This window comes from Saccharospirillum impatiens DSM 12546, from assembly GCF_000423605.1.
GTDB classification, from domain to species: Bacteria; Pseudomonadota; Gammaproteobacteria; order Pseudomonadales; family Natronospirillaceae; genus Saccharospirillum; species Saccharospirillum impatiens.
This window is the reverse complement of sequence record NZ_AUIH01000024.1, coordinates 1-18,906: the sequence shown is the minus strand read 5'-3', so window position 1 is coordinate 18,906 and position 18,906 is coordinate 1. Positions and strand designations below refer to the sequence as shown.

The window sequence follows — 18,906 nt, the reverse complement described above, 5'->3', positions numbered from 1 at the left end:
AGCGTTTGAAGGTCGCTTGAATCAGGTCTTTTGACCAAAGTATTAATAACAGTTTTTGCATAGGAAATCGAAGATGGCAAAGCCAGGTACGAACCGGTCGCGCAAAAAGGTGAAAAAGCAGGTCGCTGATGGCATCGCGCACATCCATGCGTCCTTTAACAACACCATTGTGACCATTACGGACCGCCAAGGAAACGCCCTGAGCTGGGCAACTTCCGGTGGCTCCGGTTTCCGTGGATCTCGTAAGAGCACTCCTTTTGCAGCCCAGGTCGCCGCTGAGCGAGCCGGTGTTGCAGCACAGGAATATGGTCTGAAGAATCTGGATGTCGAGGTGAAAGGCCCCGGTCCAGGTCGCGAATCTGCGGTACGAGCATTGAACGCGTGTGGCTATCGAATCAGCAACATTACCGATGTGACACCCATCCCTCACAACGGTTGCCGCCCGCCCAAGAAGCGCCGCGTGTAATAAAGGAGACAGAGTTTAATGGCACGTTATATTGGTCCTAAGTGTAAGCTGTCTCGTCGTGAAGGCACAGATCTGTTTCTGAAAAGCGGAGTTCGTTCACTCGACTCCAAATGTAAAGCAGAAACCGTTCCTGGTGTACACGGTGCACGTCGCGGTCGTTTGTCTGATTACGGCGTTCAGCTGCGCGAGAAACAGAAAGTCCGTCGTATGTACGGCGTTCTCGAGAAGCAGTTCCGTAACTACTACAAAGCTGCTGCCCGTTTGAAGGGTGCAACCGGTGAAAACTTGCTGCAACTCCTTGAAACTCGTTTGGATAACGTGGTTTACCGCATGGGCTTTGGGGCGACTCGCTCTGAATCTCGTCAGCTGGTTGCCCACAAAGCCATTCTGGTGAACGGCGAAACCGTCAACATTGCGTCCTACCAGGTACAACCGGGTGACGTCGTGGCGATCCGCGAAAAGAGCAAGACTCAGCTGCGTATTCAAAGCTCGCTGGATATCTCTGCTCAGCGTTCGCCTGTCTCCTGGGTAGAAGTTGATGCCAAGAAGATGGAAGGCAAGTTCGTGTCCAAACCCGAACGTGCTGACCTGAGTCAGGAAATCAACGAAAACCTGATCGTGGAATTGTACTCCAAGTAATCTCACTGCAAATAGGGGCATCTATGCAGCGTTCAGCCAACGACTTTTTGACGCCACGTCATATCGATGTGCAGGAAATCAGCGCCAACCGGGCCAAGATCACGCTCGAGCCGCTTGAGCGCGGTTTTGGTCACACTCTGGGCAACGCGCTGCGTCGTATCCTGCTGTCGTCCATGCCAGGCGCCGCAATCACCGACGTTGAGATCGACGGTGTATTGCACGAGTACAGCACCATCGAGGGCGTGCAGGAAGACGTACAGGAAATCCTGCTCAACCTGAAAGACGTCGCCGTCAAACTGTTCGACCGCGAAGAAGTGACCCTGACGCTGAAGAAGAAAGGCGCAGGCAACCTGACAGCGGGCGATATTCAGTTGGACCATGGCGTTGAAGTCGCCAATCCGGATCACATTATTGCCCACCTGGGCAGCAATGCGGATGTGAGCATGACGCTGCGTGTAACCACTGGCCGTGGTTATGTCCCTGCGGAATCCCGCAGCAGTGGTGAAGACGAGAGTAAACCCATCGGTAGACTGCAGTTGGATGCTACCTACAGCCCGGTCGTTCGGGTTGCCTACAACGTCGATGCGGCGCGTGTAGAGCAACGTACAGACCTGGATAAGCTGGTGATTGAGCTGGAAACAAAGGGCACTCTGGATCCTGAAGAAGCGATCCGTCGTGCAGCCACTATTCTGCAACAGCAGGTAGCGGCCTTTGTTGACCTGGATCATCACGCTGAAAGCGAGCCGGAGAAGGAAGAAGACAAGATCGATCCTATCCTGCTGCGTCCGGTTGACGATCTGGAACTGACAGTGCGTTCGGCCAACTGTCTGAAAGCAGAGAATATCTACTACATCGGTGACCTGATCCAGCGTACCGAAGTGGAACTGCTGAAGACGCCGAACCTCGGCAAGAAGTCTTTGACTGAAATCAAAGACGTTCTGGCATCCAAGGGTCTTTCTCTGGGCATGGTCCTTGAGAACTGGCCACCTGCAAGTTTGAAGAATGACGATAAGGTTCTTTCGTAACCTTATGTCCGGCTGGTAAGGAATGTAACAATGCGTCATCGTAAAAGTGGTCGTCACTTTAACCGTACCAGTGCTCACCGCAAAGCCATGTTCCAGAACATGTGCAATTCGTTGTTTGAGCACGAAGTGATCAGAACGACCTTGCCGAAGGCAAAAGAGCTGCGCCGTTTCGCAGAACCCCTGATTACACTGGCCAAGGAAGATTCCGTGGCCAACCGTCGTCTGGCGTTCGACCGTACGCGCTCTCCGGTTGCTGTTGGTAAGCTGTTTAATGAATTGGGTCCTCGCTACCAGGCCCGCCCAGGTGGATACCTGCGCGTGCTTAAGTGTGGCTTCCGTGCCGGTGATAACGCGCCTATGGCGATCGTTGAGCTGGTAGACCGTCCTGTAGACGGTGAAGTGGTCGACGAGGCTTCCTGAGCCCCGCTGTAAGCTAAAGGAAAGACCCCAAAAACCGCCCTCGGGCGGTTTTTTTGTGGGCGGGTGGTTTGTGTGGCGTCAGCAGGGTGTCATGAGTCAGACAGTCGGTCTTCAATTCGTTGTGGTGCCAATTATTGCTAGGTTGCCAGCGAAGCACTGGGTACGACTGCTGAAGGAGGTCGTGAACCCCTTCCTGGGTCCTCGAAGATTGCATCCCTGCGATCTAACGATCTTTAGCAGACGAACCTCGTGCTTCTTGGAAGGTTCAAGGTTGTTCAGGGCGAATGTCTGACTCATGACAGCGATGTGGTAGCTCTCCAGGCTTAGGTTGGCTCTGGCTGCAGTTTTTCTGTAAAAAACGGTGGAAGCACAACAGGACAGTCCATCAACGAGGACGTTGATCCGGCACATTGCCAATGGCGTTAAAAACGGTAGGCTCACATCTTATAAAAACAACAGACTGAGCCAAACCATGACTGTGCTATTTACGCCCTCTGCCGAGCAGAAAGCCGCTTCTCAATTAGGTCAATTTGCGGGGCAGTTAGAACATAAGTACCAGACAAAATTCGATGATTATCGGACACTGCATCAGTGGTCGGTACACAACCTGGCAGTTTTCTGGCGCGAGCTGTGGGATTTTGCAGGAGTGCAGGGGAGCCCGGGGGAGTCTGTACTTGATGACAATGCCATGCCTGGAGCGCGCTGGTTTCCCGAAGCCCGGTTGAATTTCAGCACGAACCTTTTACACGCTGGGCTCGATGCGGACATTGCCCTGATTGCAATCTCCGAAACCCGCCAGGAACACCGCTATTCCTACGCCGAACTGCGCCGGGCAGTGGCTCGCCTGGCCGGTTTTCTGCAGCATGAGTGTGGCGTACAACCAGGCGACCGGGTGGCGGCTTATCTGGGGAATACGCCAGAGGCGATCATCGGAATGTTGGCCGCAAGTCGCATCGGCGCGGTCTGGACCTCAGCGTCTCCCGATTTCGGCTATGAAGGAGTACTCGACCGGTTCGGCCAGGTCGAACCCAGAGTTGTTATCGCCGGAAATGGGTATGGTTATGGCGGCAAAGCCATTGAGCGCACCTCGGTTGTAAAGCGCCTGAAGGCGGCGTTGCCAACGGTAGAGAACTGGATACAGGTTGATTCGCTGCCCAGTGCTGATGCGATAGACGGCGCCTGGCTCTGGACGGATCTGGTGGGACGTGACTGGCCTGATGCTCCGGCACTGGAGCTGCCGTTTGATCACCCCCTGTATATTCTTTACTCATCAGGAACGACCGGTAAGCCCAAGTGCATTGTGCACGGAGCCGGTGGCACCCTGTTGCAACACGCCAAGGAATTGCGGCTACATGGCGACGTGTCGCGGGATTCCGTCTTCTTCTACTTCACCACCACCGGGTGGATGATGTGGAACTGGCTCGCTTCCGGTCTTATGACCGGCGCAACGCTGGTGTTGTTCGATGGCAATCCCATGTACCCCCGGTCCGATGTACTCTGGCAACTGGCGGATAAACTGGGTATTACCCATTTTGGCACCAGTGCCAAGTATCTCAGTGCGTGCCGCAAACAAGGGCTTGAACCTGGTAAATCCAGTGATCTGAGTACCCTGACCACGGTTTTTTCGACCGGCTCGCCACTCGCTCCGGAAGACTACGATTGGGTGTATTCGGCGTTGAAGCCGGAATTGATGCTGCAGTCCATTTCAGGCGGTACCGACATTGTGTCCTGCTTTGTTGGCGGTAACCCCTGGTCTCCAGTGGTGCGTGGCAAGATTCAGGGCGCAAACCTGGGCATGGATGTGCAGGCCTGGAACGAGGCCGGGGAGACTGTCGTCAATGAGCGAGGTGAACTGGTGTGTACACAACCGGCCCCTTGCATGCCGATCGGCTTCTGGAACGACCCTGGCAACGTGCGCTATCGCGCTGCGTACTTCGAGCGCTTTGAGGGTGTCTGGGCCCACGGTGATTTCATTGAGTTTGATGACGCCGGTCAGGCGGTGATTCACGGGCGCAGCGATACCACTTTGAATCCGGGCGGCGTGCGTATTGGCACCGCTGAGATCTATCGTCAGGTGGAAACGCTGACCGGGATAACCGATTCACTGGTGGTCGGCCAGGCGGTGGAGGGAGACGTAAAAGTCATCCTGTTCGTGCAACTTCCGGAAGGTGCGGAGCTGGACAAGGCATTGGCAGGTCGAATTCGCCAGCGCATCCGTGAAAACACCACCCCCCGACACGTTCCGGCCGATATTGTCCAGGTACCGGCGATCCCCTACACCCGCTCCGGCAAAAAGGTCGAACTCGCCGTCACTCAGATACTGCGCGGGGAAGAGCCCGCCAACCTGACGGCTCTGGCTAATCCGGAATCCCTGGAGGCTTATCGGGATTATCGTGCCAGGGGGTAGTTCCGGGCGGTTTAAAAGCCTACCAAGGGACTGTGGTTGCCTTGAACTCGGTGGCAGACATTCGTATCGGCAACCGGGTGATCCTGGCCGGGGTCGGCGTAAACCCCGAATACGCTTACCCGGTGGCTAGCACGAGCTCCTGGCACTGGCCTAATGAGGCCACTGCCCCCCAATAGTCGCGTTATATGACACCAAGGGTAGCGCGGATCGCTACTTTGAAGGTTGCGCTTTTCCTCCCGGTTTATCGGCTTATAGTGGCTCCCGTCAGCCGATATACGGCTGTTCAAACAACAGCAAGTAGTTAATGCAGGGAGGGATTCACTGTGACTCAATCAGCCATTTCTACGGTCTTTGAATACATTAATACGCATCCGGGATATCGCGCGACCATGGGTGTCATTGTCTCGCGCCAGGCGCAGCAAACAGTGTTGTGCTGGGGTGCGGTCAGTGATGACGACACCAGCTATGTGCCGGATCTTGCCTATTACCAGATTCGCTGGTCCGATGCCGAGTGGATGCCGTTGTCGGAACAACAGGCGCAATTGTTTGACCAGGCTTACGATCGACGTGATCACGATGCCTCGTCCCGGCGGCATGCCGGAACGTCTCGCTCCTGGGTGCAGTAGTGTTGCCCGGGGCAATCCCCGCAGTCCTCTGCCGGTGGAGGTCATCACCGGAGAGTCATCCGACTGCTCGATGGGTCGGCTGACGGAGAACCCGTCTGGTTCTCTGAGTACTCCTCGACTTTTGGCCCCGAAAGGGGCCCTTTTTTTGTTGGGCTAGCCGTCATCCATTTGGGGCTTTTAACACACACCTAAGCGTAAGGCTCACAACGACTCAGCAGCACCAGTGAGTGGGGCGTGAGTTCGTAGTCGCGTTTGATGCGCTCGGTCTGCTCCGGTCTCAACCCATTGTTTTTTGATGTATCGAACTCCAGTTTCCAGCCTGAGTGCGGGTTGGCAGGCAGCGTAAAGGTGCAGGCGTGTCCGCCACTGTTGAGCATGAGCAGGTAGTATTCTTCACACTGATGCAGGTTGATCGCCGGATTGCGGATGTCGGTCGATAGCAGAATACCCAGGCAGCGAGTATGTGGGTTCTGCCAATCACGAATCTCCATGGCATAGCCATCATTGCGGTACCAGTGCACGGCGTCGGTGGTAACCGGTGCATCGGAGTGAGCCGGCGCGTCAAACACCAGGTTGCGAAACAGGGTACTTGATCGTCGGATGTCGATGCACTGAGCAATAAAGTGCTGGAAGGGGCCGTCTTTCTGATCCCAGTGAAGCCAACTGATGTCGTTGTCCTGACAATAGGCGTTGTTATTGCCTTGTTGGGTGCGGTTCAGTTCGTCACCGCCGAGCAAATGGACCGCGCCCTGAGAGAGCAGCAACGTTGCCACCATGTTGCGTTTGATCTGCTGGCGATGGTCGGCAATGATGGCGTCGTCGGTTGCGCCCTCAGCTCCCCAGTTGAAACTCAGGTTGTTGCCGTGGCCGTCCAGGTTGCGTTCCTGGTTAGCCGCGTTGTGCCGGTCGTTATAGGAGACCAGGTCGTGCAGGGTGAATCCATCGTGGTAAGTCACATAGTTCAAGCTAGTCGAGCTTGAATGCGCATTCTTGTTCAGCGCGTCCCGTGAGCCCATCAATACATTGGCGAGTTCCGGCATAACACCCATGTCGGCCCGCCAGAAGCGCCGTAGGGTGTCGCGAAAGCGATCGTTGCACTCATACCAGTTAGCCGGAAACTGGCCCAGTTGGTAACCTCCGCGGCCGATGTCCCAGGGTTCGGCAATCAGTTTCGAATGGCGAATGACCGGGTCCTGATTGCAAGCCATAAAAAACGCCGCTCGTGTGGAAAAGTCCCACTTTTCACGGCCAAGCGCGGCGGCCAGGTCAAAGCGGAAGCCGTCGACATGATACTCCTGCAACCAGTGACGCAGGCTGTCCATGACCAGTTGCAGCGTGATCTCTTCATTCAGGTTAACGCTGTTTCCACAGCCCGTATTGTCGATGAAGTGGCTGAAATCGCCTTGTTGGTGGCGATAGAACCAGGGGCCATGCAGGCCTTTCTGGCTGACACAGGGCCCGAGCAAATCAGACTCGGCGGTGTGGTTGTACACCACATCCATAATGACTTCGATACCGGCCTGATGCAGGGCTCGCACCAGGGTCTTGAATTCGGTGACGGCATCGTCAATGGCGTATCGGGGGTCGGGGGCAAAGAATGATACCGGGTTGTAGCCCCAGTAGTTGGTCAGCCCAAGATGGGCGAGGCGTGGTTCGCTCATAAAGGCGAAACAGGGCATCAATTGTACGGCGGTAACACCCAGCGCCTGAAGGTGAGCCACACTCGCCTCGTGGGCAAAGCCCAGGTAGGTTCCGCGCAGGTGCTCTGGAACACTTGGGTTTAGCTGGCTGAAACCTTTAACGTGCGTTTCATAGATGACGGTGTCGGACCAGGGAACATTCGGCGCCGGGCTGCTTTGCCAGTCGAAGGTATCCGGAGTCGGGGTCAGGCCTTTGGGTACATGCGGCGCACTGTCCATCGGGCAGGGCTTCAGGCAGGTCAGGTCGCTGGCATCATGGGCATAGAGACAGCGATTGGGTTCAAACGGGCCCGATAGCGCCACGGCATAGGGGTCTAGCAGCAGTTTGTTCGGGTTGAACAGGGCGCCCAGGCTGGGCTTGAATTCGCCGTCAGCGCGAAAGCCATAGCGGGTTCCCGGTGGCAAATCAGAGAGGTAGCCGTGCCAGACATCGCCCGTGCGGTGCATGGGCAGCGCTTCGCCCAGTGGCTGATCCTGATCGTCAAAAAGGCACAGGTGTACCCGGGCTGCCCGGGGGCTGAAGACCGCGAAGTTACATCCTGTGTCTTGAAGGTGAGCACCGAGTGGGACGGGATGCCCGGGTTCAAGCCGCACATCAGGGGCGGTTTTAGAGCTCGACATTAGAGACCTCGTGGTGAGCTAGGCGAATGCATCGCAACAGTATGCGTCAACGGGCTGAAGACTGAAATCACTCACTTTGTGGGCCCTGTTCGTCTGGGGCTCAGTCTCACTCCGGTTTTCGTTTCAGAAACATCGCACCCAGCGGAGGCACGGTGAGCCGCAACTGTTGCGCCTGACCATCAGCCTGACCGGGTTCGGTTGCCAGTGTTGTGGCTGTCGGGAAGTTGCTGCCGCCGTAGTATTCGGAATCGCTGTTCAGTACCACTTCGTAATCACCAGGCAGTGGCGCACCCAGCACGTAGTCATCTCGTGGCATCGGGGTGAAGTTGACGATGATCAGCATCAAGGCTTTACCATCCAGCGAACGGCGGAACAGACTGAGGACGCTGGCTTCGGCATCGCCAGCGTTGATCCAGCCAAAACCTTCAGCGTCGCAATCGGTCTCATACAGCGCCGGTTCAGTGCGATAGAGCTTGTTCAGATCACGGAACAGCGCCTGGATGCCACGGTGGCGGGGGTATTGCAACAACCCCCAGTCGAGCTGGGCGCGGTAGTTCCACTCGAGCGTTTGGCCGAATTCGTTGCCCATGAAGTTTAGCTTTTTGCCGGGGTGGGCGAACATGTAGCTGTAATAGGCACGCAAATTGGCAGCCTGCTGCCATTCGTCACCCGGCATCCGGGTCATGACGGTGCCTTTGCCGTGCACCACTTCATCGTGCGACAGCGGCAGTACAAAGTTTTCATTGAAGGCGTAAACGCCTGAAAAAGTCAGGGAGTCGTGATGGTATTTGCGATACACCGGGTCCTGTTTCATGTAGCCGAGGGTGTCGTGCATCCAGCCCATGTTCCATTTGAACCCGAAGCCCAGGCCACCGGCAAACACCGGTCGGGAAACGCCGTCGAAGGCGGTGGATTCCTCGGCGATGGTGTAGCAGTTGGGGAAGCGGCCATAGACGGTTTCGTTAAAGCGGCGCACGAAGGCGATGGCTTCGTAGTTGTGGTTGCCGCCGTCGACGTTGGGGGTCCATTCGCCTTCCTCGCGCGAGTAGTCGAGGTACAGCATTGAGGCCACGGCGTCGACCCGCAGGCCGTCGACGTGAAATTCCTCCAGCCAGATCAGTGCCGATGACACCAGAAAATCACAGACGGTGTAGCGCCCAAAATCGTAGATGTAGGAGTTCCAGTCCGGATGCCAGCCGCGTTGCGGGTCAGCGTACTCGTACAAAGGTGTGCCGTCGAAGCGGGCCAGGCCGTGTTCGTCAGCCGGGAAATGGGCGGGTACCCAGTCGACGATGACCGCAATGCCGTTCTGGTGACACTGGTCGACCAGGTATTTGAATTCATCCGGCGTGCCAAAGCGGCTGGTCGGCGCAAACAGACCGATGGGCTGGTAGCCCCAGCTGCCGTCGTAGGGGTATTCGGATACGGGCATCAATTCAAGGTGGGTGAACTTCATGTCGAGCAGATAGGGAATCAGTTCATCGGCCAGGTCGTGATAGTTGAGCGGCTGGCCATCGCGGGTTTTCCAGGAGCCGGCGTGTAACTCGTAGATGCTCATCGGCTCACGACGCGGATCGCTCGCTGGCCGTTTTTGCCAGGCCTGATCCTGCCAATTATAGGCCCGCTGATCGATGACGATGGAATTGAAATCCGGATACTGGGTGATGCCAAAGGCATAGGGGTCGCACTTGTGCGGCAGCAGGTGCTCGCGTGCATCTTTAAGCTCGAATTTGTAGGCATCTCCTGCCTGAATGTGCGGGACAAACAAACGCCAAATGCCATCGTGATGGCTGGTCATCGGATGGCGCCGGCCATCCCAGTTGTTGAAATCGCCGATCACGCTGACACTGCGCGCGTTGGGTGCATAGACGGCGAAGCGAACGCCCGACACCCGGGTGCCGTTGAGTTGGGTCGAACACAATTGAGCGCCCATCGTTTTGTACAGAGTTGATGAGTCACAGGGCATGTCTTCGAAGGTGCGCTCAACGCACTGGTAGGCATCAATGGCGTCCCACTCGTGGCCGCCTCGATTCTTAACGTGTAGCTGATAAGCCGGTCGTTTCTTCTGCTTGAGGGTCAGTTCAAAGACATCGCTGTCGGGCCAGCGGCTGAAACGACCGAGGGACTTGTCTGTTTTCAGGTCGCGAGCCTCAAGCTGTTCTGCATCGGGTTGATACACCCGAATCAGCCAGCCTGTGTCGGTTTCAAAAACGCCCAAATGATCGAAGGGGCGGGCTTCCAGTGCGTGCTGTAAACGGTCGACGAGTTCCCGGTCGGGTTGATTCATAGTGGTTACACTGCCTTGTCGGTCGGGTCGAATGGCCTGTCAGGTCGGCCCGCGGGCGACCCCTGTTTTTATTGGGTTGGGCTTGGTTACCAGTGTAGACCGAAGCGATCTGCTTTGCAGCGCCGGTGTTGTCGGTGAAGCTGCCTCATGACACTACCCACCCAGCGTCAAGCTCAGGGTGGGTACCCAGTCGGCCTGTTCTGGCCGGTAATACACCGATGCGGTTGGCACCAGTCGCAAGCGGCTGTTGCGCAGCACATTGGACGGTACGCTCAGTTGAACACCGTAGGCGCTTCGTTGTTCGTCGTCACGGTATTGCACCCGGGCGTCGAACGCCAGAGTCAGACTGCGCAGGTAGAGTAATCGGCCGAGGGCGGCATCCACAGGTCCGAGACTGAATTGGTAGTTGGCCCGGCTGGTGGCCATGTCACGCGTTACCGCAGCGGCATCGAACACAGGCGAGGCGGGTATGCGGCTGCTGCCGGTAAAATCTGCGTCGCGTCGTTGCCACTGGCCCGAGATGCTGATGTGATGGTTATCAGCGAAGCCGGGAATGTGCAGGGTGTTGCTCAGTGCAAGCTGGTAACCGCCGGTGTCCAGTTGGGTGTCGAGTCTGGCGGCAGGGGCGATGGCGACGGGAGCCTGCAGATCGCGTGGCGCGGCCTGGTGTGCCCAGTAGCCTGAAAGCCCGGCCTCAACGAAGCTGGCCTCGGCTGAGGCGTTCGAATCCATCGCCCGGGCAGTCAGGTAACTGATGCCCAGGCTTGGCTCCAGGCCGACGCGGGCTGTGCCCCGGGTTTGCTGCAAGGGTACAGAGACGGCAAGCCGGGTGTCAGTATCGACACGATTCTGGTCGCTGTCGGGGTACTGTTCGATCGACACCGAGACGACCGGCCAGTGCCGACGCCAGTCAAGTGCCAGTGCGCCGGTTGGGATGTCTGCCTCCCAGTTATAGCCGAGAGTGAGATCGGTGGTCAGGGTGTTCATCAAATTGGTGTTGTGCAGGTTGAGCGAGACAGCCTGGTTATCGGCGCTGAGTAACCAGCTGTTGGGTAGCCAGTCGCCTGTTGCGTGACGAAAGGCACGCGCCGGGTCAGCGTCTGTCTGGACGGCGTCGACCGGCGCCGACAAGGGGGCGACGTAAGGCTCGATTGTTGCGACCTCGGCTTCGGCAACCCAGTGCGGTTGTGGGCCAGTCCCCCCTCGCCAGGGGTGCTCGACCAGCGCATGGCCGTTTGCCTGATAGTCGGTGCTGATCAGGCGCTGGCGGGTTTCGTCCCAGGCTATGAAGTAGTTTCCGAACGGCCGCTGGCTGATGCGATAGCGCTCGCCGTTGGTTGGGTTCAGTGCCCACAGGCTGTCGATGCCACCGCGATCGCTGGTGTATAACACCCAGTCGCCAGCCTGCACCGGGGAGCGCCAGGTTTCACCCTGTACCGGTTGCGTCAGGGCGCGCAATACACCGGTTTGGTCGGACCAATGCATGATTTGCGTGCCAGCCCCGGTAAGCAACGCAAATACCCACTCACCGTCCTCGTTCGCTGACATGTCAAAGGCCAGGCTGCGTTGTGGCAGCGGGATCTGGCGCAGGCTTTGACCATCGGGGCTTAGCCAGTCCAGTTGACTGCTGCGGTTCATGCTGAAGCGGTGTGCGAGCAGATGCCCGGTTTCAGCCTGACCTGCAGAGGTTATATCACCCAGGTCGGTCAACCGATAGCGCTCGGAACTCTGGATGTCGTGGCAATAGAGATCACGCGTTACCACTCGGTTAAAGCGCGGGTGCTCGCGGCCTTCGGCCCAGCAGAAACGGTCATTGGCGTAGCTGACGGTTTTCTGTTTCGCGGTTCCGGAGTAACCCGATGCAACGGCTGCCGGCAGCATGGCCACACGGTATTTCTGGCCCTGGGACACAACCGACAGATAGCTGCCGGTGGTCACATCCATATCGACGGCCAGAACCCGGTCGTCATCGATGGCGACCGGGTACAGGCTCTGCCAGTGGTCTGAGGTTGGCGCCCACAGCGGAGTCACCGGGGTGATATCAAGCGCATCGACGGCGCCTTGCCAGCGCTGGTGCAGGTCATCCCAGGCGGCGCGGTAAGTCTGACTCAGGTTGTTGCCGGTCAGCGCACGTATACGGCCGTCGAAGGTGAAGCCAGCGCCGGGTTCCGCCACGCCCGCGAGCGCTTCATCCAGTATCAGCGAGCCCTGTTCTCGCCGCAGATAGCTGGTCATCAGGTAGCCGAAATCATAGGGGCTGACGCGCGGGTAGTGTTCGAAACCGGTGCCGAGCATGATCCGGTCGTAGGAGTAGCGCTGGCCGGTCAGTTCGTGGGTACGCAACCACAAATCAAAGGAGGCGACGCGACCCCGCCCGCCCGAAGTGAGGCGGGTTTCTTCAGCCACAGCATCCCCCTCCAGAAGCCAGTTCGGATAGAACAGCACGACGAATGCCATGGGGCCATTCTCGCCGGCCAATACCCGGGCGATGCGCCCGACGCCGGTATCCAGAGGCTGGGCGTACTGCACCAGGTGACGCCCTTCGTGTACGGTCAGCAAATCGAACCACTCCAGCCCTCCCAGTGGCGATGGCTGGTTGTAGAAGACCGATTGGATAGGGTCGCTTCGTACATAGCCGTTTGACGTCAGGGTTGCTGCTGAGAGCACAATGGGAATGCGACGTGGCGGCCGATGCATCGGCATCGATTCGGTCAGGGCTGGCCAGTAAGTACCCAGCCGGTTGGCAACATAGCGTGCTTCGGCCTCAAGACCCTGAGGATAAACGATGTCGAAGCCGGCCGTTGACAGTTGCTGCCAGTCCCGATCGGGCCGGTCCTGGTCATTGGCGTGAGCGGGCCAGGCAAGGCAGATGAATACAGGCAGAGCAACCCGTAACAAAGAGGCAAAAGACACAGCGGATTCCTTTCAATGACCCTGAAACGGGCAATAAAAGGGCAGTGTAAAAGATAATGCAGGAGGATGCCCGGCTCCGTTAAGCCACCCTGAGATCGGGTGGGCGCGGAGCCGGGTGGCGGTGCGGGCATGTGTGGTGGTTCAACAGTCTGTTCAGGGCACTCGCTGCGCGCCGTTTTCAGGCCGCCTGACGCAACGCCGCGATACGATCATCCAGACTCGGGTGGGAAGCAAACAGTTCCTTGCGCTTACCCTTGATGCCAAAGGCCACGAGCTGGCCATCCAACTGGGAGTCCTGACCGGTTTTCAACCGTTCCAGTGCGGCGATCATTTTCGGGGCGCCAACCAGAGACGCCGAACCGGCATCGGCCCGGTATTCGCGCTGGCGCGAGAACCACATGGCAATGATGCTGGCGAGCAGACCAAACACCATTTCCAGCACCATCACTACCGCCAAGTAACTGAAAAACCCCAACCCCTGGCTGTTATTGCCACGAGAAATGGCGTTGTTGATGATTTGCGCGACAATACGCGCAAAGAAAATCACAAAGGTGTTCAACACCCCTTGCACCAGGGCCATGGTGACCATATCACCGTTGGCAATGTGGGAAATTTCGTGCGCCAGAACGGCCTCGGCTTCATCCCGGCTCATGGTGCGCATCAACCCCACCGACACCGCCACCAGTGAATTGCTCTTGCTGGCTCCGGTCGCGAAAGCATTGGCCTCCGGAGCCGGAAAAACGGCCACTTCTGGCATACCGATGTTGGCCTGTTTGGCCAGACGAGCCACCGTATCCATTAACCATTTTTCTTCGGCATTACTTGGTTTTTCGATCACCTTGGCACCGGTGGCGCGCTTGGCCATCCACTTTGACAGCATCAGGGAGATAAAACTGCCGCCCATGCCGAAGACGAACGCCAGCACCAGGTAAAAACCGGTGTTGCCTAACTGAACTCCAAAGGCAGGCAGAATAACGTTCATAAAGACGCCCAGCACCACAATGATGGCCAGGTTGGTCCCCAGGAAAAGCATGATGCGTTGCATGACAACACCTCTCAATAAATGATGAACCGTATTATGGGGGTGCGGGGGCTGCGCGCAAGTAGGCGAAAGGTCAGCTTTGGATAAATTGGCAGCATTAGGGCCGGGCCGGGAGAGTAGTAATGCTCGGAACTGAACTTAATGGTCTTCCGGGATTGATTCTTTGAACTTACCGCTACCGGGAGGTTGGTCGTGCTGACATCGGCAACTTAATACTGCATTCATAGAGCCTCCACCTTTTTAATAATCTTTTAGTATGTCGACGTCGTCTTTTTTAATTGACGACGTCGACATTTGGTATCTATACTTGGATTTATCGCTTTTGATCAAGTGATTGGCGAGAAGACTGAATCAGGGATGGGCCAGCGAAATTCAAACAACAAGATAGGCATATCGCCTAAGGGGTAGATGGGTATGACAACGATAAAGCAACAATTTGGGCTTGCTGCCGGTGTATTGCTCGGCACCACGACACTTGCCGAGTCGATCAATATTCTGGTGGAGGGCGGCGGTCTTCAACTGCAAAAATCCGTAGCGGAACAGTTCACCGCCGAAACCGGTATTGAAGTGAACTTTACTGAAGTGCCCTATGCGGGTGTGTTCGAGCGACTAACCGCTGAAATCGCATCTGGTCGGTCAACGTACGATATCGCTACCATTGATGTCGTCTGGAACGCCCAGTTCGCGCCTTATGCCGAATCGCTTAACGAGCTGTTTACGAACGAAGTGATCGCAGACTTCCCGCAGGCACTGCTCGACGATGCCAAAGTCGATGGCGACTACATCGCCATGCCAGCCTGGGCTAACGCGGAAGTGCTGTTCTACCGCAAAGACTTGTTTAACGACCCACAGGAACAGGACGCCTTTAAAGCTGAATATGGCTATGACCTGGTGCCACCCACCAACTGGCAGGAATTCAACGACGTCGCCCGTTTCTTCACCCGCGATACCGATGGCGACGGCCAAATCGACTTCTACGGCACCGACGTTAAAGGTGCATTTGCCGAAGAGTGGATGGCGCATGTGCTCCAGGCCGGCTCTCCGGGCATCGTTCTGGACAGCAACAACCGGGTCATTATCGATAACGATGCTCATGTTGAAGCGCTTGAATTTTATACCGACCTCTATTGCAATGATCGGGCTGCGCCAAGCGGAGCGGTAGGTATTGGCTGGGCCGAGGCGCAAAACCTGTTTTACCAGGGTAAGACGGCCATGATGCGCTTCTGGGCACACGCCTACCGGCTGACCCCGGAAGATTCGCTGGTCGAAGGTAAGGTGGGTGTGGCGCCGATGATAGCCGGGTCGGCTGGTATCGCCGGGGTTCCCGGTCCCTGGTACAACATCATTCCGCAAACCGCTCAAAACAAAGATCTTGCCAAGCAATTCATCGCCTATGCGGTTGAATACAACTATATGGGTATTGAAGCACCGCTAGGCCTCGCTGCTACCAATTCCGCTTACGCCCGCTACGCGGATCAGGAAGGCTACGAACACTTCGAGCCGCTGTTAACTACGCTGAGCGCTGATGCCACTCAGGGTCGTCCGTTGCATCGTGATTACCAGGAAATTGTTGATGAAGCTGTATTGCCGGCTCTTCAGGAAGCTCTGGCCTGTGAACGTTCGCCCAGAGATATCCTGACCGATGCCCGTGATGTGGTGGAAGACATCCTCTAACGCAATTGTGCTTTGGGCCCGAGTCGGGCCCTTTTTTAAAAATGTGGAGTCATCCGATGTCGGAACGTCGCTTTGCCTACCTGATGATGACGCCAGCGGCCCTCTTTCTGTTGGTCCTGGTCGCCTACCCGGTGATGTTGCTGGTGTACAACTCCTTCTTCGAGGTGGAGTTGATCGACCCGTCCCGGCGCGAGTTTTTGGGCCTGGGCAACTACATTGGTATTTTTGAATCCAGCCGCGTGCAACAAAGCGCGCTGCGAACTTTGAAATACACCGCCTTCGCACTGAGTTTTGAAATTCTTCTCGGTTTTACCGCCGCGCTGTTGTTCAACTCTCTGGCAGAAAAGTCCAAATGGCACCGAACCATTTTTACTCTACCGCTGATGATACCGCCCATTGTTGCCGGCTTGTTGTGGCGCTTTTTATTGGCCGAGCATATCGGACTGGTCAATAACGTTCTGGCGGCTATTGGCATTCTCGATTCACCATCGGATTTCTCCTGGTTGAGCGATCCTGACATTGTACTTTATGCCGTTGCATTGCCAGATATCTGGATTACCACCAGTTTTGTAGCGCTTATTGTTTATGCTGGTTTGCAGAACATTCCGCAAGACCTAATCGAGGCTGCCAAAATCGATGGGGCCAGTGCCATTCAGCGGTTCTGGCATGTGGTATTACCGCTATTGCGACCAGTTATTGCGGTTGTACTGATCGTGCGGGGCGTAGATGCCGCAAAAACCTTCGACCTGATCTGGATTCAAACGGAGGGTGGCCCTCGGTTCCAGTCGGAAGTGCTATCGATGAACATTTATCAGCGCATGGTTCGCTATGGCGACCTGGGTGAAGCCTCAGCTTCAGCCACTTTGTTCACTCTTGTGATGACCGTTATTGCCATCGTCGCCTATAAAGTAATCTGGAGTCCGTCGAATGATAAAAAGTAATCGCAAGGCGGGAACCTTGTTCCCGTTCAGCCTGCGTTTCCTGCACGGCGATACTCCCGGTGACGGTAGTAGCCGCTGGATTCTGAATCTATTGGCAATCGGTCTGGTTCTGGCTTATTCGCTGCCTTATATCTATCTGATCAGCACCTCGCTTAAGCCGGGCGCTGAAGTGTTGCAAATACCGCCATCCTTTTTGCCCTCGTCAATCTCATTGGGTAGTTATGCCAGTCTGTTGGAAAACCAGGCCATTCCGACTGCTTTTGCCAATTCGATTATTGTGGCGGTGAGCGCAACGCTGCTGAGTCTGTTGTTGGCTGTACCGGCTGCCTACGGCGCGTCGTTTTTCCGCACTCGGATGAGCATCTACTTCATGATGTTCGCGCTGATCACCCGCATGGTGCCTTCGGTGTCACTGGGTGTTCCGCTGTTCACGGTGTTGAAATCGATGAGCTTGCTCGACACCCGGCTCGGGCTTGTGCTTGCGCACACCACCATAGCGTTGCCACTGGCAATCTGGTTGATGTCCGCTTTTTTTGAAAGCATCCCGCGGGATCTGGAAGAGGCGGCGCGCATCGATGGCTGCACGCGCTTTCAGGCGTTTACCAAAATCGTGATGCCCCTGGCCGCTACCGGCATGGCGATATCGGCCTTGTTTTGTTTTATCGCCAGTTGGAACGAGTTTCTGTTCGCGTTGCTGCTGACGTCCGACAGTGCCAAAACCGCACCCATTGTGATCGCAGAATACAAAACCGCTTACGGACTCGACTGGGGGCCAATGACTGCGCTGGCTACGGTTTATTCGTTACCGGTCATCGTGATCACTCTGATGCTGCAAAAACAAATCATCGGAGGGTTGACCTTCGGCGCCGTTAAGGGCTGACACCAGCCCTTTGCATGACTTTCAACTTTACAACATGACTGCAAACATCACAGGAGTAAGCATGACTCATTCTTTTATACCCACCAGCCCAATGGCCGGCTTGCCGATGGTAAGACGCGGCGTTGTCTCCAAGCGTTCGTCCAGTTATGACGTAACCGGCGGCAACAAAGACTTTAAAACCGTGCCCGCTGGCGAGACCTGCGTGATGGCCGACGTCAAAGGCGCCGGTTGCATTAAACACATGTGGATTACCACTCGCTGTTACGATGCCCAGTACCTGCGCAAGCTGGTGTTCGAAATGTACTGGGATGGCGCCGAAGAACCTTCGGTGCGCGTCCCACTGGGTGACTTTTTCGGTGTCGGTCACGCCACTGGCCGCCATTGGTGGTCGCTGCCGATGAACGCTACCTTTGGCGACCGTCGTGGTCCCAAAGGGCCATTTTCACCGGCTTTCAACAGCTATTGGCCGATGCCGTTCGGCTCCAGCGCCCGCATTCAGATCGTCAACGAAGCGGACGAGCCGATCGAGAATCTTTTTTACTACGTCGACTACGAGCTCTACAAAGATGGCCTACCCGAAGATATGGGACGTTTCCACGCCGTCTGGAACCGGGAAAACCCGACCGAGGCCGTGCCGACTGAGCAACCGTACGAAAATCCAGCTCCCTGGGATCTGGGCGGCGAGAACCTGACCGGAAAAGACAACTACGTGGTGGTCGATGTTAAAGGCGAGGGCCACTTCGTTGGCTGCCTGCTGAACATCGATAACTTCAATGCTTCGAACCAGGAGTACACCTGGCCGGGCGAAGGCGACGACATGATCTTCATCGATGGCGAAGAGTGGCCGCCATCGCTGCACGGCACCGGCACCGAAGATTATTTCGGCTGTTCCTGGGGCTTCCCGTCGGGTGAGCATCACACACCATACCACGGCATTTCACTGGCGGCGGACCCGCAGGAGCATTTCGGTAAGTGGAGTCTGTACCGTTTTCATATCGAAGACCCGATTCACTTCGCCAAGTCGATCAAGGTCACCTTCGAGCATGGCCATGCCAACGACCAAAGCAACGACTACTCCTCGGTCGGGTATTTCTACACCCTCAAGCCAGTCGCTGCGAAACCCCTGCCACCGGTCAAGGAGCGTCTGGCCCGTCGCTGGCCAGAACACGGTTTGTGGGACTGCTAGTTAGTGCCCGTCCAGAAAGGGCGATTTTTCAGAAAGATGCCAACGTCCTCCATTGGTCGTCGGATCCGCTTGGTGGTAA

The 18,906-nt window shown here is 56.5% G+C and carries 14 protein-coding genes; 10 read left to right on the top strand and 4 right to left on the bottom strand.

Annotated elements, in window-relative coordinates:
• Positions 1-73: 73 nt before the first annotated feature.
• From rpsK to G565_RS0112740, 6 genes are all read left to right on the top strand, one after another.
• Entirely contained in the window at positions 74-466 is a 393-nt protein-coding gene (rpsK, locus tag G565_RS0112765) for a 30S ribosomal protein S11 (RefSeq protein WP_028671273.1), read from the top strand.
• Between the two features lie 18 nt (positions 467-484).
• Positions 485-1,105, top strand: coding sequence for a 30S ribosomal protein S4 (gene rpsD, locus G565_RS0112760; protein ID WP_028671272.1), 621 nt, complete (start codon positions 485-487; stop codon positions 1,103-1,105).
• A gap of 23 nt (positions 1,106-1,128) precedes the next feature.
• Complete coding sequence (locus G565_RS0112755; RefSeq protein WP_028671271.1) at positions 1,129-2,130, top strand: DNA-directed RNA polymerase subunit alpha; 1,002 nt, start codon at positions 1,129-1,131, stop codon at positions 2,128-2,130.
• A gap of 30 nt (positions 2,131-2,160) precedes the next feature.
• Positions 2,161-2,550 carry a 50S ribosomal protein L17 gene (rplQ, locus tag G565_RS0112750; protein WP_028671270.1) on the top strand — a complete coding sequence of 130 codons (390 nt, stop codon included), beginning with the start codon at positions 2,161-2,163 and terminating at the stop codon, positions 2,548-2,550.
• 472 nt (positions 2,551-3,022) lie between these two features.
• A complete protein-coding gene (locus G565_RS0112745) occupies positions 3,023-4,957 on the top strand; it encodes an acetoacetate--CoA ligase (protein ID WP_037339158.1) in 1,935 nt (644 codons plus the stop codon).
• A gap of 323 nt (positions 4,958-5,280) precedes the next feature.
• Positions 5,281-5,583, top strand: coding sequence for a hypothetical protein (locus G565_RS0112740; protein ID WP_157600077.1), 303 nt, complete (start codon positions 5,281-5,283; stop codon positions 5,581-5,583).
• Between the two features lie 188 nt (positions 5,584-5,771).
• Here G565_RS0112740 and glgX read toward each other — a convergent pair whose 3' ends face one another.
• The 4 genes from glgX to htpX all read right to left on the bottom strand — a co-directional run bounded on the left by glgX (position 5,772) and on the right by htpX (position 14,149).
• Positions 5,772-7,904 carry a glycogen debranching protein GlgX gene (gene glgX / locus G565_RS0112735; RefSeq protein ID WP_037339143.1) on the bottom strand — a complete coding sequence of 711 codons (2,133 nt, stop codon included), beginning with the start codon at positions 7,902-7,904 and terminating at the stop codon, positions 5,772-5,774.
• A gap of 106 nt (positions 7,905-8,010) precedes the next feature.
• Positions 8,011-10,191, bottom strand: coding sequence for a 1,4-alpha-glucan branching protein GlgB (gene glgB, locus G565_RS0112730; protein ID WP_037339140.1), 2,181 nt, complete (start codon positions 10,189-10,191; stop codon positions 8,011-8,013).
• A gap of 153 nt (positions 10,192-10,344) precedes the next feature.
• Entirely contained in the window at positions 10,345-13,104 is a 2,760-nt protein-coding gene (locus tag G565_RS0112725; RefSeq protein WP_028671265.1) for a TolB family protein, read from the bottom strand.
• Positions 13,105-13,282: 178 nt separating this feature from the next.
• Complete coding sequence (htpX, locus tag G565_RS0112720; protein WP_028671264.1) at positions 13,283-14,149, bottom strand: protease HtpX; 867 nt, start codon at positions 14,147-14,149, stop codon at positions 13,283-13,285.
• 411 nt (positions 14,150-14,560) lie between these two features.
• Here htpX and G565_RS0112715 point away from each other — a divergent pair, with 411 nt between their 5' ends.
• From G565_RS0112715 to G565_RS0112700, 4 genes are all read left to right on the top strand, one after another.
• On the top strand, positions 14,561-15,820 hold the full coding sequence (locus G565_RS0112715; protein WP_157600076.1) for an ABC transporter substrate-binding protein: 1,260 nt from the start codon (positions 14,561-14,563) through the stop codon (positions 15,818-15,820).
• Between the two features lie 56 nt (positions 15,821-15,876).
• Positions 15,877-16,761, top strand: coding sequence for a carbohydrate ABC transporter permease (locus G565_RS0112710; RefSeq protein WP_028671262.1), 885 nt, complete (start codon positions 15,877-15,879; stop codon positions 16,759-16,761).
• Positions 16,748-17,641 carry a carbohydrate ABC transporter permease gene (locus tag G565_RS0112705; protein WP_084649373.1) on the top strand — a complete coding sequence of 298 codons (894 nt, stop codon included), beginning with the start codon at positions 16,748-16,750 and terminating at the stop codon, positions 17,639-17,641. The genes G565_RS0112710 and G565_RS0112705 overlap by 14 nt, the downstream gene beginning before the upstream one ends.
• Positions 17,642-17,702: 61 nt before the next feature.
• On the top strand, positions 17,703-18,827 hold the full coding sequence (locus G565_RS0112700; RefSeq protein WP_028671260.1) for a glycoside hydrolase family 172 protein: 1,125 nt from the start codon (positions 17,703-17,705) through the stop codon (positions 18,825-18,827).
• Positions 18,828-18,906: the final 79 nt, after the last annotated feature.